This window comes from Sphingomonas phyllosphaerae 5.2 (genome assembly GCF_000419605.1).
Lineage (GTDB): Bacteria > Pseudomonadota > Alphaproteobacteria > Sphingomonadales > Sphingomonadaceae > Sphingomonas > Sphingomonas phyllosphaerae_B.
Genome location: NZ_ATTI01000001.1, coordinates 1,025,758 through 1,047,566, shown reverse-complemented (window position 1 = coordinate 1,047,566; position 21,809 = coordinate 1,025,758). Strand labels below are relative to the sequence as shown.

Here is a 21,809-nt window from a genome sequence, read left to right as displayed (position 1 = left end):
CCGCGCGTGCACAGCTCGGCCGCTCAATCACCGCGAGGCGCGCCACCATACGCACGCGATCGCCAGCGCATGAAACGCCAGACCGAGCGGCAATCAGGCCAGGCGAGGAGAACCCGTTTTCTTCACGGGCGTAAGCGCACGCGCCGAGTGGATCAACGACCGCAACAAGTCGGACAAAGTGCATCAGCCAGCAACACTGCCCCACGCCACTTGTCTAATAGCGATACTCATCCAAAAATGAGGCACTTCTTGCGACTCGACTGGCTGCGACGGCAGCCTGTCGCAGAATTCAGCGGCACCCTCATTCGCCCGATTGCATCGCCAGCAGAACCTGACATGCAGCGATGACTTAAAGAAATCGGGTGGGGTTTTCATGTTAAGAAAGACCTTTGCGGTCGCAACCATTGCGGCCGCGGGAATAGCGTCGGCTGCCATCTCTACTTCGAACGACAACTTTAACGCTGCGACCGATGAGATCGTTGTTGTCAGTGCTCCGGCGTCAACGCCTTCCTCGGGACCATTTGCCCCCGACAACTTATCGGAAGAACAGGCCTCATCGCCTGTAATACCGGTCGCCGACGCGGCCACCATTGCTCCGGCTTATCAACGATCGGTGTACGTCGGAAACTATCCGATCGACTATACAGCGTACGAACTTTGGTCGGGCAAGCGAGGTGACGGCGTTCAACTTCACAGCGGCCGTGCCAATTGGACGGATTGGTCGACATCGCTGGAATGGCTGATCGGATTGTGGTCCGGCGTAAATCGGACGATTTTCTGGACGATCCCGCTTATTCCGCAAGGCACTTCGCTGGAGGAAGCCAGCCGCGGCAAATACAACGCTTACTATGTGGAAGCCGCCCGCGACCTGGCGTACTCATTTCCAAACACGCAGAAGATCTACATCAGGACGGGCTGGGAGTTCAACGGCGACTGGCAGCCGTGGGCTGCGCGCGGAAAGGAAGCCGCATATCGTGGTGCCTATCGGCAGTTTGTTGCAAGCTTCCGATCTGTTTCGTCGCGCTTCGTGTTTGAGTGGACCCCCAACATCGGTGATCTTGGGATGAATCCGGAGAATGCTTATCCAGGTGATGACGTGGTCAACATCATCGGAATGGATTTCTACTACAATCATCAATGGGATTCCGCCGACGGGGCGAAGGCTTTTGCATGGAAGCGCGACGAGAAATATGGGCTTGCCTGGCATCAGGCGTTCGCCAAGCGGCACAAGAAAGCGACCGCTTATGCCGAATGGGGGGTCAGCCGCGACAGCGATGCGGCTTATGTCCAGGCGGCCGCACAGTGGTTCGATCGGCACAACATCGTATACGCATCATATTGGAACTCGAACGCCGCCTACCGCGGCAAGCTGAGCGCCAACCAGTACCCCGCCGTCAGCAAGGCTTATCGCAAGTTCGTGCTGAAGTAGCGGCTGCCGACAGATCGGCGGGGGCGTGGAGGCCGCAAATGCCCCCTGCGGCGATGGCGTATGGTGGACGAAGCGGCTGCACCATCGGCGAGATTACGTTCGTGATCGGCCACGGCACCTACCGGAAGAAGAGGGTTATCAGTTAATGCATCAGGGCTCCAAACGAGAGGGCAAGTCGTCCACCCGGGTTGCTTTGAAGCCCCGCCTCTGACTACCAACGGGCAGGTGCAGCCTGTTTCGCGCGGTTTTCGCGCGAAACTTACCTTGGCCCTGAATGCAGAGCGGATGATTGGTGAACATAGCCGTTCCGCACCGGCGTTGTACCGTGCCAAACACTATCGTCAGCGATCCACTGCCATAAGCTGAGACGGGTACGGCGCAGCGAGCGGGACGGCTTTGTCGAATGGTACCGTATGCCGCAAGCTCTCGTCGGTGCTGTCGGTCTAAAGCGATCCATTCTCTACCCGACCCACGTCGGTCTCTGACGGCGACGTCCACCCGACGGGCGACTGCCACTCCGCCAGCGCGGCGGAGCGTCGTTCCCGGCAGGTCTGGCGAACGTTCGACCCGCCGACAGGACACATGACCTTTAGCGGGAGCGCTGTGCCAGGCGAAACTCGTAGGCCATGATGGCGACCGTCAGGGCAAGCGATGCGGCGAGCACATACAGACCGTCGGTTGTCCGTCCCGTCTGGTCCTTGATGAACCCCATGACGAACGGCCCGAGATAACCACCGAGATTGCCCACCGAATTGATGATCGCGATCCCCGCCGCCGCCGCCGCGCCGCTGAGCATTGCCGACGGCAAGGTCCAGAAGATGCTCTGGCTCGCATACAGGCCGAACACCGCCACACACAGGCCGGCAAAAGGCAACGCCGTACCGGGAAGTGCCGCCGACAAGATCAGCCCCGCAGCGGCCAGGATCGCGTTCACGATGATGTAGCGATGCCGTTTGCCCGATCGATCCGACAGGCGCGGCACGATCCAGAGCGCTGCCGCCGCAAATACGTAGGGGACCGCGAAGAGAAAGCCTGCCGTCGGCAGGTCGCGACCGCCGGCCGCAAGGAGCGTCGGCAACCACAAGGTGAAGCCGTACACCGCGAGCGGAAAGGGCATGAAGGCGAAGGCGAGCCGCAGCACCCGACCATCCCGGAGCACGCTGCGCCAACCATCCGACGCTGCGTGCGCCGCAGGTGCCGCGCGCGCGACCGCGCTCTTCAGCCAGTCACGATCCGCGGGCGTCAACCAGCGCGCCGCCACGGGATCGTCGGGCAGTAGCAAAAGCGTCGGCACTGCCAGCAGCACCGCGGGCACGCCGCTGACCACGAAGAGCCACTGCCAGCCGCGAAGGCCCCAGGTGCCATCAAGTCCGAGCAGCCAGGCCGACAGCGGCCCGGTCAGGATCAGCGCGAAGGGCTGCGCCATCAGGAACAGCCCGAGGATGCGCCCGAGGTGACGCTGCGGATACCAGCGGGTCAGATAGAAGACGATGCCGGGATATAGGCCGGCCTCCGCCGCACCGAGCAGGAACCGCAGGACATAGAAGGCCAGCGGCGTGCGGATGGTCGCCATAGACACGGTCACCAGCCCCCAGGTAACGAGGATCCGCGCAAACCAGCGCCGCGCACCGACGCGGGTGAGCAGGATGTTACTGGGCAGCTCGAACAGGAAATACCCGATAAAGAACAACCCGGCCCCGAACCCGTAAGCGGTATCGCCGAGGACGATGTCGGCGGCGAGCTGGAGCTTGGCGAAGCCCACCACCGACCGGTCGACATAGGCGACCGTGTACAAGATGATGAGCAACGGCAGCAGCCGCACGGTGACGGTGCGGATGATCCGCGCTTCGTCCGCCGGCACCGGGTCAGTCATTGCCGTGCGGCCCGGTAAGCTCGCGGCGCGCTTTGGGGTCGAGCGTATCGAGCCCTGCGATGCTCCACAAATGGTGCACCGACACCCATGGCAGCCATGCGCGGTGGCCGCCGTAACCGCGCCGCAGCGACAGGTCGAAATTTTCCTGCTGCCACCCCGGCGCGACCAGATCGTACTGACGACCGGGCAGTGCCAGCATCGCCTTGGTACTGCGCAACAGGATCCGCGCGACGTCGCGGTAATGCGGATCGCCGGTCAGCTGCCACAACCGGGCGTAGCTGGCGGTGGACCAATCGAGATATTGGTCGACCAGCCCGCGCCCGCCGATCACGACGACGTTGACGCCGGTCGTCGGCACGTCGCGCTTCCAGTGCAGCTCGGCGTCGATCGCGTCGACGGCCATCGGCACGTCCCACACATACATCCACGTTTCGGTGAAATCGGCTGCCACCGCGGCGCGCGCCACCCAGGCGCGATCGCCGGTCAGGTCGTAGGCAGCCAGAAACGCTTCCAGCGAGAGCATCCCCGCTTCCTTGTCGATCACGTCCGGGAAGTCGAGCACGGCGCCCGCGAACACCGCGTCCCTCCCTTGCGTGCGCCAGACGTATTCAGCGGCGCGCAATGCAGCGGTGCGGAAGCGCGCACCTGCATCGCCGTGCGCCTGCGCGAGCACCGCCAGCATCGGCACCGGTGCATAGGAGGCACTGGACGACGGCTCCACGACCGCATGGCTGGACTGCTCCCACGCTCGCGGGAAGGAACCGTCCGCCCGCTGCTGCGGCAACAGCCAGTCGGCAAAGTCCGTGGCCCAGCGCAGCCATGCGGGATGATCGCGCCCGTGCGCCTTCTCACGCAGATAGGCTTCGGTCAGCTTGCGCAGATCCTCCGACAGCGCGCGAACGAAGATGCGCGATCCGGCATCCGCATTGCCGCGCCACGTGGAGGGCGGAAAGGATACCGTGGGTCGCCCGGTCGCCAGGTCGATCGCCTCGCCGGAGGGCGGCGCCATCGAGAGCCCGGTGACGAACGTCTCGATGATCGCCAGCGCGGTGCGGCGCAGCTTCGCGCCACGCGGCGTCGCGTCGCGATCGGCCTCGATCAGCAGCAGGCTGGCAACCTCGAGGTTCTTGCCGACGAAGCCCAGCGCAGCGCGCGTGTCATCGGGGCGATGCCAGAGCTGACCGTTGGTCGCCTGGTGGATCCACGGGACCCCCGTGCGACCATCGACGGTCATGGCGCGGCTTGCGAGTTGATCGGTCACGACCCGGCGGACAACCGGCAGGTCGATCGTCGCCGGACGGGGTGCCAGCGTCGCATAGGCCCAACGCCACGTCGCGCGCATGAAGTCGGGCATCGCATCCGCGCGCGCCGCCCGCAGCGCCAGGGCATAATCGTGCCGCACCCCTGATCGCAACGGCGCGTAGCGGCGCCGGGCAGGCCCGTTCGCGAGCGCCGGCGCGGCGATGCTGCCGGGAAGCCAATAGCCGAACGCGATCCCACCCCGCTCCTCCGCTGCGCCCAGCGCTCCGAAGCGGAACCGCTCGTCGATCAGCACGCTGGCCGCATTGGCGCGTGTATCCTCCTCGATCGTGTCGCCCTTCGGCGCGCTGGCAAGCAGCGCCAGCGAGCGACCGTCGGCAAGCCGTATCCCCAACAGCGGCGCGGGCATCGCATCGTCGCGCATCGCCACCCTGCCGGCCGCGAACGCCGCACCGCCCGCCGCGCCCGCGGCATTGTTGCGGCCCGGTCCGTTGTACAGCATCCCGGGCGCAAAGAAGGCCGCATTGGCGAAACGCGCAGCCGGCGCGGCTAGCATCCACCCGGATGTGAAGCCGCGACCGGGCGCGTTGCCCTCGACACGCACGGCGCGCGCGATGTGCAGCACCCCCGCCGCCACTCGGTACCGATCCTCGATCTGCAGCGTGGCGCCACCCTCGACCAGGCTGACGCGCGCCATCACGCCCGTACCCTCGCGCGCGACCTGCGCATAGGCGAGGTCCACGGTTGCGATGTCGCGCTCGCTCCGGAAGATTTCGACGCGAACCGGGCGCTCGCGCGCCGCCACTATCACGCGACCGCGCCCGGTGACGTCGATGCCGTAGCCGCCAGCGCGCTCGACCAATGCAACCTGCATACCGCCGGGCAGAGTCCCGACACGGACCGGAACCGCGATCGCCGCGCCCGGCGACAGCGCAACGGCCGCGGCGAGCCACCACGTGCCGCGCCGTATCGCCACGTTCATGAGTGGCGGATCCCCTCTACCACCGCCGACATGTCGAGATCGGCGTGATCGGCCGCCGCTGCCTCGAACCGGGCACGCGCCGCCGCGGCGCTGGGCAGGTCCAGCCCCTGCTCCGCGAAGGCGGCCTGCGCATAGGCGAGATCCTTTGCCATCAGCGGCAGGTAGAAGCGGGGGTCGAAGTCGCGCTCGACCATGCGCGTGCCGGTGAGCTTGGCGATCGGGCTGCCCGGAGCGCCCGCGGTCAGGAGCGGGATGATGCGCGCGGCGTCCATCCCGCTGCGCTCGATCATCGCAACCGCCTCCGCCAGACTGGCGACCTGCACGCCGCACAGGAAGTTGTTCACGAGCTTGAACAGCGCGCCGCTGCCGCCCGGCCCTATATGCACCGCCTCGCTGCCCATCGCGTCCAGCACGACACGCGCCCGCGCCAGCACGCCGGGATCGCCGCCGACCAGGAAGCGCAGACTGCCCTCTTCGGCCTGCTGCCGGCTACCGGTCACGGGCGCATCCAGCAGGTCGACGCCGCGGGCAGTCGCCGCGGCTGACAGCGTGCGAACCCATTCGACCGTCACCGTGCTCGATTCGATCGCCACCGCGCCGGCGCGCATCGCCGCCAGCGCACCGTCGGCATCCTGCCAGGCGCGGCGCGACGCTGCGTCGTCGGCGAGCATCGCGACGACCACGTCTGCGTCCTCCGCCGCCGCCGCCGGGCTGGTCGCGACGCGCGCACCGGCGGCGCCGAGCGGCACAGCCTTGCCGGGCGAGCGGTTCCACACCGCGACGTCGAAGCCGCCCGCCAGCAAACGGTGCGCCATCCCTGCACCCATGGTGCCCAGCCCAAGAACCGCGACCTTGCGTATCGTCATTCCGTCACCTCGAATTGTGCGAGCGCCGCTTCGTCGATCTCCAGGCCCAGCCCCGGCACATCGTCGCTGAGCGAGACATAGCCGTTTTCCGCAACCGGCTCGCCCTTGAAGACGTACCAGAACAGCTCGTTGCCCACCTCCACGTCAACCTTCGGAAAATATTCCGCGAGCGGAGAATTCAGGCTTGCCATCACGACATGGTAATTGTGCATCTGCCCGGCGTGCGGGACCACGGGAATGCCGTGCGCCTCGGCCAGCGCCTGGATCTTGCGCGCGGCGGTGAGCCCGCCGACGCGGTTCGTGTCGAATTGGATATAGTCGAGCGCGCGCGCCTCGATCAGCTGGCGAAAGCCGTAGCTTGTGAACTCATGCTCCCCGGCCGCGATCGGGGTGGAGCCGAAACGACGCAGTTCGTGATAGCCGTGAATGTCGTCGGGGATGATCGCCTCCTCCAGCCAGCGCAGATTGAACGGCTCGATCAGACGCATCATCCGCTTGGCATAGTCCAGGCTCCAGCCCATGTAGGCGTCGGCCATCACGTCGATCTCGTCGCCGACCGTTTCACGCACGGTGCGCACCAGTTCGACGTTGCGGGCCATGCCCGCGGCACCGTCGTCCGGTCCCCAGCCGAAGCGCAGCTTCATCGCGCCGAAGCCCTGTTCCTTGTACCGCGCCGCTTCGGTCGCCAGTTCGTCGAGAGGCACCGAATAGAGCCGGCTCGCGTACACCGGGATGCGTGGCCGGGTACGCCCGCCCATCAGGCGGAAGCACGGTTGCCGCGCATCCTTGCCCATCAGGTCCCACAGCGCGATGTCGACCGCGGATATCGCGGCCATCACCACCCCCTTGCGCCCGAACGCCATCGTCTTGCGATACATGTGCTGCCACAGGAACTCGGTGTCCCAGGCGTCATGCCCGATCAGTAGCGGGGCGAGATGCGTGTCGATCAGCTGCTTCGCCATCATCGGCGCCAAAGCGGCATTGCCGATGCCGACCAGCCCGTTGTCGGCGAAGACCTCGACGATCAACCAGCCGTGGAACGTAAACGTGCCCATCGTCCTGAGCGACAGCATCGGCGCCACGGCGTCCATGGGGTTGGTGCAGAAGTGTGGCGGCAACGGCTGGATCTGCCCTTTCCATTGCACGACACGGGTACGGACTTCAGTGATCTTCACGGCGTAACTCCCTTGAAATCGAGGCGCACGATGCGCGGAACCGCGAGGCAGATGAGCCCGAAGGCGAGCAGATGGAGCGAGGCGGCGGCGGCAAGCACCGGGGCGTATCCGAGGCCGTGGTCGAGCGCCCAGCCGGCGGCCTGCCCCATGACGATCCCGCCGAACGCGCCACCCATCCCGACGAGACCCGCCAGTCGGCCGAGCGCGGCACGCGGGATCATGTCGGTGGGCAGCGTCATCACCAGCGTCGACCAACCCTGTTGCCCGAAGAAGGCGAGACTGAAGAGCGCAATCACCCAGCCGATCGAGGTCGCACCGGGCACCAGCATCACCCACGGCATGCAGGCGGCGCACACGCCCAGCGCGAGTTTGCGCGCGGCGTTCACGGACAGACCCCGTGCCAGCAGCCAGCTCGAAAAGCTGCCTGCCGCGACGCTTCCGACTCCGGCCGCGGCATAGGGAATCCAGCCGATCGTCGCAGCCTGCTTCAGGTCGAAGGAATGCGCCTCGAACAGATACTTGGGTAGCCAGAAGAGGTAGAAGTACCAGGCGCCGTCGCTCAGGAACTTGGCCCCGACGACGCCCAGCACTTCGCGCCGGGCAAGAAGCGCGCGCACGCTCGGCGCCGGAACCGGCGTCGCGGACGCCGCGGAGGCGACCGGTGGATCGCGATAGATCACCGCCCACCACAGCGCCCAGGCGAGTCCCAGCGCACCCGTGACGAAGAACACCCAGCGCCAGCTCGCCAGGCCCAGCCAGTCCGCCCGCGCGAGCAGCAGCGCGATCAGCGGCGGGGCGATCACCGCGCCAACCGACGTGCCGGCGTTGATGATCCCGAGGGCGGTCGCGCGGCGTTCGGGGGCGAACCGCTCAGCCACCGCCCGCGTCGCAGCCGGAAAGCCGCCGCCTTCGCCCATGCCCAGCAACAGCCGGCTGACGATCAGCGCCGCCACCCCGCCAGCCAGCCCGTGACTGGCGCAGGCCAGCGACCAGAATGCCATGATCGTGACGAAACCGCGCCGTGTCCCGATCCGGTCCAGCAGCCAGCCGCCCCCCAGATACATCAGCCCGTACGTCGCAAGGAACGCTGAATCGAGGAGAGCCTTGGTCTGGTTTCCGATCGGGATATCACGCTGGATGCTGGCGATTGCCCACGGCAGCGTCTGGCGATCGAGATAGCTGATCGCGATGGCGACCGCGACGACGAAGGCGACGCCCCAGCCGCCGCGCGGCGCCGACGGTGCCGTCGCCGGCATCGCCTTACCTGGCATCAACCACGACCAGCGCGACGCCCTGCCGCGGGAGGTCAAGCGTGGCGGTGGCGGTTCCGGCCGCGCCGCCGGTCAACGTGAGCGGTTGCGGCTGCATCGCCGATGCCTTCTCCAGCGCCAGGTAGGCCGCGTCGTCGGGAGCGATCGGCGAGCCCATCTTTTTCCACGTCGCGAAGGCATTGGCGTTGTCGCCGTCGACGCGCCACAGCGTCGCGCGCGCCGGCGCCCGCCCCTTCAGTCCACGCACGGCCAGCGTCACCGCCGCGCTCGGCCCGGGCACGTCGTCGTCATGATAGTGCCACACCAGCACCGCGACCTTGCCGTCGGCGGTACGCGTCGCGATCGTGCCGACGTCCGCCGGCCCGCGGACGCCATCGGCCATCACGCGGTCGAGCGGGAGTTGCGCGTCGCTGGCCGCCACCAGCCGGTCCGGCCCGAGCTGCGCGAACATCCGGAAGACGTTGAGCACCGGCAGGTCGACGCCGTTCGACGACAATTGCCGGTAACCGGCGAACCACGGCTGGTCTTCGAACTCGAACGCCCAGGTCAGCGCGCCGTCGAGGTTGACCTTGCGTCGTGCCGCCAGTTCCCAGATCCGCGCGAAGCTGGCTGCGGTGTAGCTGGAGTACATGGTGCCGTTGCGATAGGCGTTCGCCGGTCCGGGGCACGCAGCGCATCCCTCGGGGTCGCTCTCGCCGATCACGATCGGTTTGCTCGCCAGCGACGGGATCGACAACGCCTTGGTGAAGCCGCCGTCCACCTCCTTCAACTGGTTGGCGATTCCCATGCGGACGTGCCCGTCGACGAACGTCGGACGGCCTTTGGCATGGAAGGCGAGGAAGTCGGTCGGCGTGCCGACCTGGCCGGTGGCGTAGTTGCGCCCCGAACTGACGTGCTTCAGGAACTTGTCCATGAACTCGCCGCCGGGACCGGCGGCATCGGGACCACCGACGCGCGCGCCCGGCAAGGCACGGCGGATCCCGTCGACCGCATAGTCGTGCGTCTTGTAGAATTCGTCGTGGCTGGCTTTCCAGTACCAGCCATTCGCCTCATTCCAGACTTCGAAGTACCAGCGTTCGACCTCGGCCTTGCCGTAGCGCTCGACGTTGTGCTTCGTCCATTGGAAGATCAGTTCACGCCACTTGTCGTAATCTTTGGGCGGGTAGGCCCAGCCGGACATGATCCGCTTGTAATCGAACCCCGGGCGCCAGTCGTGCCGGTACGGCGTGCCCGGCGGTGCGGAGGACAGCGCCTCGGGCATGAAGCCGATCTGGAGGTAAGGGTGGATACCCTGCGCCCGATAAGTGTCGATGATCCGGTCGACGTTGGTCCAGTTGTAGATCGGCTTGCCGTCTTTCGTCTCGTTGTAGATGTCGGTGCTGCCCCATTTGAACGCAGCGGTTCCGTCCCCGGTGTTGAGCAGGTTATGCGCGCGGAAATACACCTCGCCGCGCCGCAGCTTGCCCAGCTCCACCAGCAGCTTCTTCCCGTCCTTCATCGTGGCGTAGTTCGGCTCGTCCGCGCCGAAAAAGCGCCAGATCGGCGGCAGCTTCCCCTCGGTGCGTGCAGCGTCGACGGTGATCCGCACCGGGCGAGGCGCGGCGGCGTCCTGCGCCGCGGCCGGAAGCGCGGCAAGCGGCGCGGCAAGCAGGGCAGAGGTCAGGAGGTGGCGAAGGGGTCGCATGGAGATCCTCTCGATCGATTGGTTACAGGCGGGCGCGGATGCCGACCGCGAACATACGGGAGTAGAGCACCGTGTCGCGCGGATAGAGCGAGGGATCGGTGAACGATGTCTGGTACAAGTCGCGCAGGATATTGTTCGCGTCGAAGACCACGGTGAAGTTGCGGTTGATGTCATAGGCGATCGACACGTCCAGATTGTTGATCGCACCGTTCGTGATGCCGTTGGGATTCACCCCGGTGAAGTGCAACCCCGCATTGTACGAGTCACGCCAGACGTAGGAAGCGCGCGTGGACAGGCCGTTCTTCTCGTAGATCAGCGTGGCGGTGGCGGAGAATTTCGACACGTTCTCGAACGGGATCTCGATGAAGCCGGTGCGCCCCGGCAGCGGCGAGAAGGCGCGGTTCACTCCGTCGATGTACGTGCCATTCGCGCTGATGCCAAAGCCATCCAGGAATTTCGCGAAGTAGGTGAAACCACCCTCGACCCCGGTCAGCTTGCCCGAGCCGGAATTCTGCGGGCTGACCACCTGATAGGTGCCGTTGTCCGACCCGAGATAGTCGATCTGCACATTGCTGGTGACGGACTGGATGAACCCGGTGACCGAGCGGCGGAACAGCGTCGCGGTGATCGAGCTGGAGCGATCGATGTACCATTCCGCCGCGACGTCGAAGTTCGTCGAGCGTACCGGCTGCAGTTCCGCGTTGCCGCTGGTGCCGCGCCCGAACGGCTGCTGACCGGGAACGGGCGGGGTCAGGGTCAGCGCCGGGTTCAATTGCGCGAAGCTGGGGCGCGTGATCGTGCTGCTTGCGGACGCGCGCAGGAACACATTGTCGCGCAATTTGTAGCGTGCGGTGATGCTCGGTAGCACGTCGACGCCGTCACTGCTGATCGTGATCGGCGTCACCACCCCGCGCAGCGCGCGCGACGCGTTGGACGTGATGTCGTTCTTGACGACGCGCACGCCCATCTGCCCGTCGAGCCGCCCCAGCTCGAAGCTGGCCTGCACATAGCCGGCGTAGCTTTTCTCGACGATGTCGAAGCCGAGCGTCTGCTGGAACCCCGGATCGCCCGCCGCCACGCCGAACCGCTGGCGTAGCAAACCGACGTTGTCGAGCACACCCTGCGTCGACGGCGAGGCCCATTGCCGGACGAACGGCCGGACGCCCTCATAGAAGCCGCCGGGCGTGGTCGTCATCAGGCCGGGTATGTCGACCGCGCGCGCCGTGTAGCAGCGCAGCGCGCCCGTCGCGGAGCAGTTGAGGATCTGGTTGAACGCCTGCGACCCCGCGTTGCGACGGTTGATGCGCGCGCCCGCCGCGATCTCCGTGAAGACGCCGAGCGGCTCGGTGTAGGCGATGTCGCTGCGGAAGGTGAGTTCCTCGCCCTTCCCCTCGGTACGCTGCGTGTTGAGCCGCGACAGGAAATAGCGCGAGGGATCGGCGATGTCGTCGGACGGCAATTCGAAGCGCGGCGTGCCGCTGCCCTCGAAGTTGAAGAAGCCGTTGGTCTGCCGCGCGATAAAATCCACGTCGACCGACGCCACGCGGTCGGTCGCCACCGAGCGGGTGTACGACCCCTCGGTATAGACGCGCCACCCGTCCGCCAGCCATTCAGCCGAGAGCGCACCCTGATAGCGGTCGGCGACATTGTCGTTCACCGCGCCGAACACCGCCACCCGGCTGCCCAGCGTGCTCACGCGATCGACCAGCTTGGTATCGCCCTGAAACGTCAGCGGCGCGGCCAGCCTGCCTTCCAGCGAGGTGAAGTTCTGGTTGCTGTTGCCGCGATCGCGGAAGCCGTAGAACAGGCCGTCCGCCGTGATCGTCAGCCGCGGATCGGGGCGCCATTGCAGCGACGCGTTCACGGCCGGCCGTTGCCGCGTGCCGATCCGGTCGATCGCGCCGATCACGTCGGTGCGAAAGACGCGTGGCTCGGCGGGGTTCGTACCACGTGGATCGAGCGGAACGCCCGGCGTATAGGGCGCGCGGCTGTTGTCGAGGTTGTAGCCGAAGAAGCCGCCGCCGTAGATCGTCTCGTCACGATAACGCGTCTGGTGGAACGACACGCTGGCGAGCGCGCCGAACTCGCCGATACCGGTATCCCACCGATCGCTCAGCAACAAGCTGGCATAAGGATCGATCGTGTCGGGCTGCTCGCTATAGACCTGCCGAGCGGCGATCGCGAGCTGCGCGCCCTTGAAGTCGAACGGCCGCCGTGTGCGCACGTTGATGAGCCCGGCGATCCCGCCCTCGATCTGGTCGGCGGCGCGCGACTTGTAGACGTCGACCCCCGACACGAGGTCCGCGGGCACGTCGGCCAGCGACAGCGAGCGGCCGGTGGTCGAGAAGATGTTGCGGCCGTTCACCACCGTGACGACATCGGGCAGCCCGCGGATCAGGACGGTCGCCGATTCACCACGCGCACGTGGCGACACCTGCACGCCGGGCACGCGCTGCAACGCTTCCACGACGTTGTTGTCGGGCAGCTTGCCGATATCCTCGGCCACGACGGAATCGACGATCTGCTTGGCATTCCGCTTGATCGTTTGCGCCGACGACAGGCTGGCACGCACGCCGGTGATGACAATGTCCTCCTGCGCCACAGCGCTGGCTCCCGAGGGATCGGGCACGCCGCCCGTCTGGCCACCCTGTCGTATCTCGGTGGCCGGAACGCCGGCAGTGGCATCGGACGCCTGCTGCGCGGCGGCCGGAGACAGCGACGCCAGCACCAGCCCCACTGCGGATGCGCATCCCGCCGGTCGATACGGAAATCCCGCCATGATCCTCTCCCTGTTTTCTGCGACATCGCCGCTTATTGAGCCGCTTTAATCTGGTACTACCAGATTGGCAAGGGCTTCTTGCGGACGACCAGCCGAGAGGAGTCTTAATACCTTTCTGGTAGGACAAGGCCAAATAGCCGAGGGTTGACGCTCTCGGGGTGGGTCGAGCATGATAGGGTGATGATCTTGCGCGCCCCATCATCCCCGGCCGGACAGCGGCCCGACGACCTTCGCGGCGGGATCGCGCACGACCTGGGGGTGGCGATCGTGACTGGCCAGCTCGCGCCCGGCACCGCCCTGATGAGCGAGGAGCGGTTCAGCGCAGAGAACAACGTGTCGCGCGGTGCCTATCGAGAGGCGTTGAAGGTGCTCGCCGCCAAGGGCCTGGTGCATCAACGTCTGAAAAGCGCGACGCGCGTCAACGAGCGCGCCAAGTGGAGCATGCTCGACATCGAGGTGCTGGGCTGGATGTTCGAAGGCGGGGCGACGCGGGCGTTCATCGACGGCATCTTCGAACTACGCCGGATCGTGGAACCTTCCGCCGCCGCCCTGGCGGCGCGCCGCCGCGACGAGCGCCAGCTCGCGCGCATGGGCCATTCGTTGCAGGAGATGGAACGCCACGGCCTGCTTACCGCAGAGGGACGTGCGGCAGATCAGGCGTTCCACCTCGCGGTGCTCGATGCCACGCGCAACGAACCGCTGTTGACGCTGTCGAATTCGATTGCAGCGGCCGTCGAGTGGACCACGCGCTTCTCGCGCGATCAGCGTCGGCAAATGCGCGATCCGATGCCCGACCATCACGCGGTGTTCAGCGCGCTTGTCGCTGGTGACGGCGATGCCGCACGTCGCGCGATGGAAACGCTGATCGACAATGCCCTGACCGACGCGGACACGGCACTTTAGCATAACTCCTTTTCTGCCCCGGTCGCGGGGCAGAGATGTTCAGGTGGGATCGACATTCGGCGACTCAGGGGTGCCGGACTGATCGCCGCCGAAGATCATTGATCGGTCCGGGCAAACCACGCTCCCACGATCGGGCAGACCTGCCCTCCCCAACAGTCGTTGCGTAGCGAAAAAATCCACGGCGCCGTGCGGAACGCTGGATTGCTTCGCTGCGCTCGCAATGAGGGCGCTTCGAGGGAATCCGGATGAATGTCGATCCGCCCCGCCCCCCGCACGATAAGGCGCAGTGCCGCCTACTCGAGAATAAATCGCAATCGGAACAGTCGTTTAGTCCGATCCGTTGCCGACTCCGATTTGGGAGAAGCATCATGACAACCGAACACGAGGCAGATGCGGGATCGACCGGGCGCACAATCGCGATCGGTGCAGCGGCAGGGGTGGCGGCGGGCCTGTTGATCAATCTCGTGCGGAAAGCCGCCGTACAGGCACCAACGGTGTTCGCGGGCCAGTGGGACGCGGCGTTAGCGGCGGAACATGCCGCGGCGCTGAAAATATTCGATTTGCTCGAAGCGACCGGCGACAGTGCTACCGCGCGGCGATCGTTCCTGTTGATGCAGCTGAAGCATGCCATCAGCAAGCATGCATTTCAGGAGGAGAACGTCGTCTACGCGATAATGCGGGATCAGGGGCTGGCCGACGCGGCAGATCACCTCAACCACGAACACGGCTATGTGAAGCAATATTTCTTCGATCTGACCGAGATGACAAAGGACGACCCCGCCTGGCTGCCGAAACTGAAGGAATTTCGCGATCTTATCGAAAGCCACATGCGCGAAGAGGAAGATGAATTGTTCCCCAAATTGCGAAGCAAGCTCAGTGCCGATCAAAACAAGCACATCACGGCGGCGATGAACAAGGAAGGCCTGAAGCTCGCCTGATATAATACGGAAGACCGTCCATAAAGGAGAGCCATCATGATCGATCCTGATAGCACGCGGGATAATGACGAAGCTGAGGAGATGGAGAAGGTGCAGGAAGACGCGGCAGAGGAACGCGAGGAAAACGCCGGTTATCAGTAGCCGGCACATCGTCGATCATGCAGTGTGGGGCCGCTGGCAGCTACGCCCGTCCCATACCGTCAAGATCGACATCCCGGACAAGTCGACTTCGGCTAGACAAACACATGCACTTTCGAGAGTTGCGGTCAGACGACGGGACTGGCGGCGAACCGGGATGTGGGGGTTTGGTGCTGGCTGACAGGCAAGATACACCGGTCGTGCTGTCACCGCCGCGAAGTTGTATGGTATGTTTCGAGCTTGGTTCCCCTCTCCCGACTAACCAGCAGGCGCGAGGGCAAAAGCCTGCATCGATCAGCCCTCGCCTATCGATCCAGCCTGGCCAGCCGTTAAACACCTCATCGGGTTATGGCGTCCGCTCGCGCGCCGCTGCATCCTCTGCCTTCATTCGCGCCCGAATGCCGCCGTCCGCCGTGCGACCTTCGGCCATCGGCCGGTGCACCGATCCCGCCGTGGCCGGCTGCGGCGTCCCCTTCTTCAGTTGCGCGCGATGGATATTGGCGGAGATCGCCTCGGTCATGTCGGGGAACAGGTGGTGGGCCGTCGATGCCATTTGCGCCTTCCAGCCCACCGGCAGTTCCTCGCGCGGGTGCAGCGACACCCACACCAATGCCTGAACGACCTTTTCCGGACCATCCATCAGCGCCATGCGATCCGCGTGGCCGCTGTAATTGGCGGTATGCCGGAAAAAGGGCGTATCCACCGCCCAGGGCATTACCGTCGCAACGCGCACGGTCCGGCGGTGGCCGGCATGACGGATTTCTTCATTGAGCGACCTGCCAAGGCTGAGCACGCCGGCCTTCGTCGCGGCGTAGGTGGCATGATAGGCGAGCGGCACCTCGCTCTCCACCGACCCCATGTTGACCAGCGTGCCGCTGCCCTGCGCGAGAAAGCGGCGCAAGGCAGCGTGGCTGCCATAGATCACGCCCTTCAAATTCACATCGACGATCCGCGAATAATCGGCGACCGGCACGTCCCAGAAGCGGCCGACGGCGCCGACCCCGGCGATGTTCATCCAGACGTCGATTCGTCCGAAGCGCCGGGCTGCGGCATCGGCGAGGCGTTCGACCTGATCGGCGTCCGCGACATCGGTGGTGACGACCAATGCCTGCCCGCCGCCGGCACGAACCCCGGCGGCGACCTCCTCAAGCAGGTCGGTCCGGCGGGCAGCCAGCACGACATTGGCGCGCAACTGGCCGAGCCGCAGCGCGACACCCTGACCGAAGCCACTGGAGGCGCCGACCACGACGTAGGTGCGTCCGGCGACCCGGCTCAGTTCCGAGCGGCCGAGGTGCGTGGAGGTCGCGCACCCCGAAAGCGACGCCGCTGTCAGGCAGAGCGCCGCCGCCGGGCCGAGCCGCCGCATTGCTCAGGCGACCACGAAGTCGGCGTGCGGGCGCTCGGCCGGCGTCGTCTCCACCACGACCTCCTCGATCACGATCTCGGCATCGCCGCCGTCACCCCGCCCGGCGACGCCGCCACCGTCGTGACCACGCTCGATCGTCGCCGCGGCTTCGCCCTTCCGCCTGCCGCGCGCCAATGCCAGCGCCAGCGCGCCACCCCCCAGCATCGCTGCCGCGGTCAGCGCCGGGCGCTTCGTCGCCTTGACGTAATAGCTTCGCGAGCGGAGCAGATGCGGCTCGTGCGTGCCGCGCTCGTGCCCGCCATAACCCGCCTCGAACAGCGCGCGGCTGTGATCGCCGTTCGACACCCGCTCGCGCGACTGATGCGAGGTGAACGACCATATCGACATCACCTTGTCGGTCAGCCGCGGCGCGACGAGGCCAAGCACCGCCGCTGCCTTTGCCTGCGCGCCGACGAACATGTCGCGCCTGGGGTGTGCGGCGCACCACAGGATCGCCTCCGCCACCGCTTCGGGCGGATAGATCATGCCGCGGTGGACGGGCTGCATCGGCATGTAATTGCCCGCATGCTCGTTATAGGGCGTGTCGATCCGGCCGGGATGGACGAGCGATACCGAGATCGGCAGCCCGTCATGTTCGATTTCCTCGCGGAACGCCCCCGTGAAACCGTGAACCGCGAACTTGGCCGATGCATAGGTGCTCTGCACGGCCGGTGCGCGATCGCCGAAGAAACTGCCGACGTTGACGATCGCCCCCGGCTTGTCCGCCACGCGCAAGTGGCGCCGCGCCACGAGCGACCCGTACACCGTGCCCCAATAAACTGTGTCGAACATGCGCCGCCAATCCGCCATCGGCACATCCCACGTCTTGCCGAAGATCGAGATGCCGGCGTTGTTGACCCACGTGTCGAAGCCGCCGAATGCCCGCACGGCCTCATCGGCGACGCGCTGCACGTCCTCTTGCATGCCGACGTCGCACGGCACGACCAGTGCGCGGCCGCCGGCCGTGGTGATCTCTTCGGCCAGATCGCGCAGCGCTGCCTCGTTCCGCGCGGCGAGCACGACCGCGGCACCGGCCTTTGCGGCCATTCGCGCCGTGACCAGCCCGATGCCACTGCTCGCACCAGTGATGACGATCGTCTGTTCGTTCAGCGGCTTCAGGGTGAGCGGCATGGTCAATTCCTAATCTGTGTTTTCAACATCATGAAATTGCTGTCTTTTTTCTCGCCTTCCTCAACGACTTCGACGCTGGCGGGTTCATGCCGGAACAGCTTTTTTCGATAAGGATGGATCGCAGATGGCGCAAAAGGTCAGCCGGTTATCATGGATCGAGAGCGTCGCGACGTTGCTGCAGGCAGGCGGTCCATTGTTCGCCAAGGGCATCATCCTGCGCCGTCCGACGATCGTGCGCTGGCTACAGGCGAGCGGGCTGGAGCGACTGGGTGTCGCGGCGCTGCAGCGCGTGCGCGCGCGTCATGGTTCGGGGCCGGCGATCCTGAAACTCGGAGTTCATGACGAAGCCGTGCTCGTGGCGCCGGACGACGTGCGGCGCCTTCTCGACGAAACTCCCGTGCCGTTCTCACCGGACACCCGCGAAAAGCATGCGACGCTCGCACATTTCGAGCCGGCGGGATCGCTGATCTCGCGCGGCCCGGCGCGTCAGGCGCGGCGATCACTCAACGACCGGGTGCTGGAAAGCGCGCGTCCCCGTCACTCGCTCGGGGCGCGCTTCGACGGGATCGTCGCCGAGGAGATCGCACCGCTTGCCGCCAAGGACGCTGTGCGGTTCGAGGAATTTCGCGACACGTGGTTCAGAATGGTGCGTCGCTGCCTGTTCGGCGATGTTGCGCGCGACGATGTCGCATTGACGCGGTCGCTTTTCCAGCTCCGGGCCGATGCGAACTGGGCGTTCCTGAAGCCGAAGCGTCGCGTGCTGCGCGCCCGGTTTCTGTCGCACGTCGCCAGCTATCTGCATCGACCCGCTGCCGACAGCCTCGCGGCGCGGCTCGCCGAGATGGGGGAGCAGGGAACACGACCGGAAGATCAGGTCGGCCAATGGCTGTTCGCGTTCGATGCGGCTTGCATCGCGACGTTCCGTACGCTGATGCTGCTTGCGGCCACTCCGGAAGCATTGCGCCGGGTCCGTGCGGACGACGATCCCGGGCGTCCGTTTCTGCGCGCCTGTATCCTCGAATCGGTGCGGCTGTGGCCGACGACGCCGGTGATCCTGCGCGAGAGCGACACGGTGACGACCTGGCATGGCGCGACGATCGCCGCTGGTACCGGCTTCGTGGTGCATGTGCCCTTCCTGCACCGGGACGCCGAGCGGCTGACCTATGCCGACCGCTTCGTACCCGACATCTGGCTGGACGGCACTGCGCAGCGCGATACGCTGGTGCCGTTCAGCGGTGGCCCGGGACAATGCCCCGCGAAGCACCTCGTGCTGATGATGGGAGGTACGGCGCTCTACACGTTGGTGCGTGATCGTCGCCCGACGCTATCCCCCGACGCTGCGCTGGATGTCGACCGCCTGCCGGCAACGCTCGATCCGTTTATGCCGTCTGTTCTTTGGCGCCCGGATTAGCGACCGGCCGTGGTGCTATTCGCCGAAAGGGGACGCTTCCCACAAAACGCACCACGGTCTGCGATAGCGACGTTCACCTGACGGGCGACTTCCCTGCGTCGCGCCCTTCGCGCTACTCCCCTGCCCTCACACCGTGCCCAGTTCGAGTTGCGGCTCAAGAACCTCCGGCCCGTCCGAGTGCACGGTGACCGGGATCGACTTGGCCGCCGGAGTCTTGCTGCCCGCAGCATAGTGCCAGACCGGCATCAGCACGTTGCATTCAGGGTAATATCCGCCGATGCACCCGATCGGGATATCGTAGGCAACAACGATCATGCCGGACAGATGACGATCAACACCGTCGTCGGCGACCGTTCTCAATGTCACCGCCTGCCCGACCTTCAAGCCGCGCCGATCGATGTCGAAGCGGTTCATCAGTACCACCTTGCGAGTGTTGTTGATGCCACGGAAGCGATCGTCATAGCCGTAGACGGTCGTGTTGAACTGGTCGTTGCTTCGCAGCGTCATCAACCGCAGCACGTCGTGACCGACGGCGGGCATATCCAGATCTTCCTCTAGCGCCGTCGGTGTCACGAAGTTGGCTTTGCCCGTATCGGTATGCCACTCGCGCTTCTTGGCCGGCAATGGCCGTTGAAAGCCGCCAGGTTCCCACATGCGACGCTCATAGTCCCAGAACGTGTCGGGGAGCGTCTCGCCTATCTCCCGCCGGATTTCGGCATAATCGTTCATGTAGGCATCCCACCGCATCCGTGGATTGGGAGCGAGCACTCGCTGCGCCAATTCGCATATCAGCCGTATTTCGCTGATCAGGTGTGGCGATGCCGGCGTGCGCAACCCGCGATTGCCGTGTATGCAGCCCGAGGTATCCTCCATCGAGAGCACCTGCGGCCCGGCCGTGGTCTCATCTGTCTCCAGGCGGCCGATGACGGGGAGGATGTAACTGATCTCGCCCGGCAGCAGGGCACTGCGATTGAGCTTCGTGATGACGTTCACCGTCAACCGCAACTTGCGCCAGGCAGGCTCCATCTGGCTGTGATCGGGGATGGCGCGAGCGAAGTTTCCGCCCAGCATGACGAACGCCTTCACGTCGCCCCTAAGTACCGCCTCGCATGTTTCGACCGTATTGTAGCCCGGTTCGCGCGGCGGCTGAAACCCGAATTGCTGTCCGAGCCGGTCGAGCGGGAACAGCTCGGGCTTTTCCGTCACTCCCATCGTCCTTTGGCCCTGAACGTTGGAATGGCCCCGCACCGGGCAGATACCTGCACCTTCCCGCCCGATGTTGCCGCGCATCAGCAGGAGGTTGAGGAGAAGTCTGATCGTCTCGACGCCGGCCCGATGCTGCGTCAGCCCCATGCCATAGACGGCGATGGCCGCCCTGGACCGCGCATAGACCAGCGCAGTCGCTTCCATGTCCGCGCGGTGGAGACCGGAGCGGCGCTCCAGTTCATCCCAGTCCTGCCCGCGTGCCCAGTCGGCGAATTGATCGAAGCCATGCGTATGTTCGGCGATGAACGCTTCGTCGAGGACGGCCTCGCCGCCGGCGGCGACCGCCTCGTCGTGCATCGTCAGCACCGCCTTGCAGATGCCCGTCAGCGCGGCGAGATCACCGCCCGCCTTGACCTGGTGATATTGCGAGCTGATCCGCGTCGCCTTGCCGGTGACCATCTCGGTCGGAGACTGCGGGTTGAGGAAACGCTCCAGCCCACGTTCACGCAGCGGATTGTAGGTTATGATGGGCACACCCCGGCGGCTGGCCTCCTGAAGCGGGTGCAGCATCCGCGGCGAATTGCTGCCAGGATTTTGCCCGAAGAACATGATGCAGTCGGTTTTGGCGAAGTCCCCCAGATCCACCGACCCGACTGCCTGGCCGATGCTTAGCGGAAGTGCCACCGAGGTAGTTTCATGACACATGTTCGAGCTGTCAGGCAGATTGTTGTTGCCGTACGCCCGGGCGAACAGCTGGTAAAGGTAGCTCGCTTCATTGGACAAACGACCAGAGCTGTAGAAGACGGTACCCCGCTGCTTGTCCTCCACTGCCCGCAACTCACGGGAGATTTCCTCTACTGCCTGCCCCCACGACACCGGAACATATTTGTCGATACTTGCATCATAGCGCAGCGGGTGAGTGAGCCGACCGGGCTGTTCAAGGTTGTAATCGTCGCGCTCACGTAGTTCGGTGACGGTGTGTTTGGCGAAAAATTCGGGCGTGCAGCGATGGGCCGTAAGCTCCCACGCCACGGCCTTGACGCCGTTTTCGCAATATTCAAGCGGCAGGGGGTTGGCTGGTTTGACCCAGGCGCAGCTGTTACACTGATAACCATCAACCTTGTTGTGGCGGGTCAGGGCGACCGGCGCGCTGGCGAGCACGCCTTCGCGGCGAAGGATATTGCCGACCGAACGAGCGGAGCCCCAGCCGCCTGCGGGGAGCTCATACGGCTTGTACTCGGGCTTTTTCAACGGCCTAACTCCCTGCTCTAGTGGCAAAAACCCTGGTCAGGCGATCAGGTTGCGTCGGAACAGGCCGGGTAGCGAATAGTTCGGACTCGATCTGGCAGCGGAGATTA

14 protein-coding genes are annotated in these 21,809 nt (G+C 65.5%); 4 read left to right on the top strand and 10 right to left on the bottom strand.

From position 1 onward, the window contains the following. The first annotated feature begins 373 nt into the window (after positions 1–373). Positions 374–1,429 (top strand): glycosyl hydrolase, encoded by a 1,056-nt coding sequence (locus SPHPHY_RS19340; RefSeq protein WP_156025016.1) that lies wholly within the window; start codon positions 374–376, stop codon positions 1,427–1,429. 589 nt (positions 1,430–2,018) lie between these two features. Here SPHPHY_RS19340 and SPHPHY_RS0104835 read toward each other — a convergent pair. From SPHPHY_RS0104835 to SPHPHY_RS0104805, 7 genes are read right to left on the bottom strand one after another with little or no spacing between them, the layout of a single operon-like run. Next, the gene (locus SPHPHY_RS0104835) at positions 2,019–3,302 is read right to left on the bottom strand and encodes an MFS transporter (RefSeq protein ID WP_028056493.1); all 1,284 of its coding nucleotides are present in this window, start codon (positions 3,300–3,302) and stop codon (positions 2,019–2,021) included. Continuing rightward, the gene (locus SPHPHY_RS0104830) at positions 3,295–5,544 is read right to left on the bottom strand and encodes a hypothetical protein (RefSeq protein WP_022685571.1); all 2,250 of its coding nucleotides are present in this window, start codon (positions 5,542–5,544) and stop codon (positions 3,295–3,297) included. The genes SPHPHY_RS0104835 and SPHPHY_RS0104830 overlap by 8 nt, the downstream gene beginning before the upstream one ends. Beyond that, positions 5,541–6,410, bottom strand: a complete 870-nt coding sequence (locus SPHPHY_RS0104825) for an NAD(P)-dependent oxidoreductase (RefSeq protein ID WP_022685570.1) — start codon at positions 6,408–6,410, stop codon at positions 5,541–5,543. Before SPHPHY_RS0104825 ends, SPHPHY_RS0104830 begins: the two co-directional genes overlap by 4 nt. After that, positions 6,407–7,585, bottom strand: a complete 1,179-nt coding sequence (locus tag SPHPHY_RS0104820; protein ID WP_022685569.1) for an L-rhamnonate dehydratase — start codon at positions 7,583–7,585, stop codon at positions 6,407–6,409. The genes SPHPHY_RS0104825 and SPHPHY_RS0104820 overlap by 4 nt, the downstream gene beginning before the upstream one ends. Continuing rightward, positions 7,582–8,841 carry an MFS transporter gene (locus SPHPHY_RS0104815; RefSeq protein WP_022685568.1) on the bottom strand — a complete coding sequence of 420 codons (1,260 nt, stop codon included), beginning with the start codon at positions 8,839–8,841 and terminating at the stop codon, positions 7,582–7,584. The genes SPHPHY_RS0104820 and SPHPHY_RS0104815 overlap by 4 nt, the downstream gene beginning before the upstream one ends. Before the next feature lie 4 nt (positions 8,842–8,845). After that, positions 8,846–10,540 carry a GH39 family glycosyl hydrolase gene (locus tag SPHPHY_RS0104810; RefSeq protein ID WP_022685567.1) on the bottom strand — a complete coding sequence of 565 codons (1,695 nt, stop codon included), beginning with the start codon at positions 10,538–10,540 and terminating at the stop codon, positions 8,846–8,848. A 22-nt stretch (positions 10,541–10,562) separates the two neighbouring features. After that, positions 10,563–13,319, bottom strand: a complete 2,757-nt coding sequence (locus tag SPHPHY_RS0104805) for a TonB-dependent receptor (protein WP_081645245.1) — start codon at positions 13,317–13,319, stop codon at positions 10,563–10,565. Positions 13,320–13,499: 180 nt separating this feature from the next. On the opposite strand from SPHPHY_RS0104805, the gene SPHPHY_RS0104800 reads away from it, so the two are divergent. Next, positions 13,500–14,222: a FadR/GntR family transcriptional regulator gene (locus SPHPHY_RS0104800; RefSeq protein WP_022685565.1), complete on the top strand. Its 723-nt coding sequence runs from the start codon at positions 13,500–13,502 to the stop codon at positions 14,220–14,222. 368 nt (positions 14,223–14,590) lie between these two features. Continuing rightward, entirely contained in the window at positions 14,591–15,160 is a 570-nt protein-coding gene (locus SPHPHY_RS0104795) for a hemerythrin domain-containing protein (RefSeq protein WP_022685564.1), read from the top strand. Between the two features lie 484 nt (positions 15,161–15,644). On the opposite strand, the gene SPHPHY_RS0104785 is transcribed toward SPHPHY_RS0104795, so the two are convergent. Then, positions 15,645–16,664 (bottom strand): SDR family NAD(P)-dependent oxidoreductase, encoded by a 1,020-nt coding sequence (locus SPHPHY_RS0104785; RefSeq protein ID WP_022685562.1) that lies wholly within the window; start codon positions 16,662–16,664, stop codon positions 15,645–15,647. A gap of 3 nt (positions 16,665–16,667) precedes the next feature. Then, positions 16,668–17,834, bottom strand: a complete 1,167-nt coding sequence (locus SPHPHY_RS19335; RefSeq protein ID WP_022685561.1) for an SDR family oxidoreductase — start codon at positions 17,832–17,834, stop codon at positions 16,668–16,670. 124 nt (positions 17,835–17,958) lie between these two features. On the opposite strand from SPHPHY_RS19335, the gene SPHPHY_RS19330 reads away from it, so the two are divergent. Beyond that, positions 17,959–19,245: a cytochrome P450 gene (locus SPHPHY_RS19330; RefSeq protein ID WP_022685560.1), complete on the top strand. Its 1,287-nt coding sequence runs from the start codon at positions 17,959–17,961 to the stop codon at positions 19,243–19,245. A 126-nt stretch (positions 19,246–19,371) separates the two neighbouring features. Here SPHPHY_RS19330 and SPHPHY_RS0104770 read toward each other — a convergent pair whose 3' ends face one another. Beyond that, positions 19,372–21,702 (bottom strand): FdhF/YdeP family oxidoreductase, encoded by a 2,331-nt coding sequence (locus tag SPHPHY_RS0104770; RefSeq protein ID WP_022685559.1) that lies wholly within the window; start codon positions 21,700–21,702, stop codon positions 19,372–19,374. Positions 21,703–21,809 lie beyond the last annotated feature (107 nt).

Coding starts and splice junctions, on each gene's coding strand:
- SPHPHY_RS19340 (WP_156025016.1), top strand. CDS start 374: ATGTTAAGAAAGACCTTTGCGGTCGCAACCATTGCGGCCGCGGGAATA.
- SPHPHY_RS0104835 (WP_028056493.1), bottom strand. CDS start 3,302: ATGACTGACCCGGTGCCGGCGGACGAAGCGCGGATCATCCGCACCGTC.
- SPHPHY_RS0104830 (WP_022685571.1), bottom strand. CDS start 5,544: ATGAACGTGGCGATACGGCGCGGCACGTGGTGGCTCGCCGCGGCCGTT.
- SPHPHY_RS0104825 (WP_022685570.1), bottom strand. CDS start 6,410: ATGACGATACGCAAGGTCGCGGTTCTTGGGCTGGGCACCATGGGTGCA.
- SPHPHY_RS0104815 (WP_022685568.1), bottom strand. CDS start 8,841: ATGCCGGCGACGGCACCGTCGGCGCCGCGCGGCGGCTGGGGCGTCGCC.
- SPHPHY_RS0104810 (WP_022685567.1), bottom strand. CDS start 10,540: ATGCGACCCCTTCGCCACCTCCTGACCTCTGCCCTGCTTGCCGCGCCG.
- SPHPHY_RS0104805 (WP_081645245.1), bottom strand. CDS start 13,319: ATGGCGGGATTTCCGTATCGACCGGCGGGATGCGCATCCGCAGTGGGG.
- SPHPHY_RS0104800 (WP_022685565.1), top strand. CDS start 13,500: ATGATCTTGCGCGCCCCATCATCCCCGGCCGGACAGCGGCCCGACGAC.
- SPHPHY_RS0104795 (WP_022685564.1), top strand. CDS start 14,591: ATGACAACCGAACACGAGGCAGATGCGGGATCGACCGGGCGCACAATC.
- SPHPHY_RS0104785 (WP_022685562.1), bottom strand. CDS start 16,664: ATGCGGCGGCTCGGCCCGGCGGCGGCGCTCTGCCTGACAGCGGCGTCG.
- SPHPHY_RS19335 (WP_022685561.1), bottom strand. CDS start 17,834: ATGCCGCTCACCCTGAAGCCGCTGAACGAACAGACGATCGTCATCACT.
- SPHPHY_RS19330 (WP_022685560.1), top strand. CDS start 17,959: ATGGCGCAAAAGGTCAGCCGGTTATCATGGATCGAGAGCGTCGCGACG.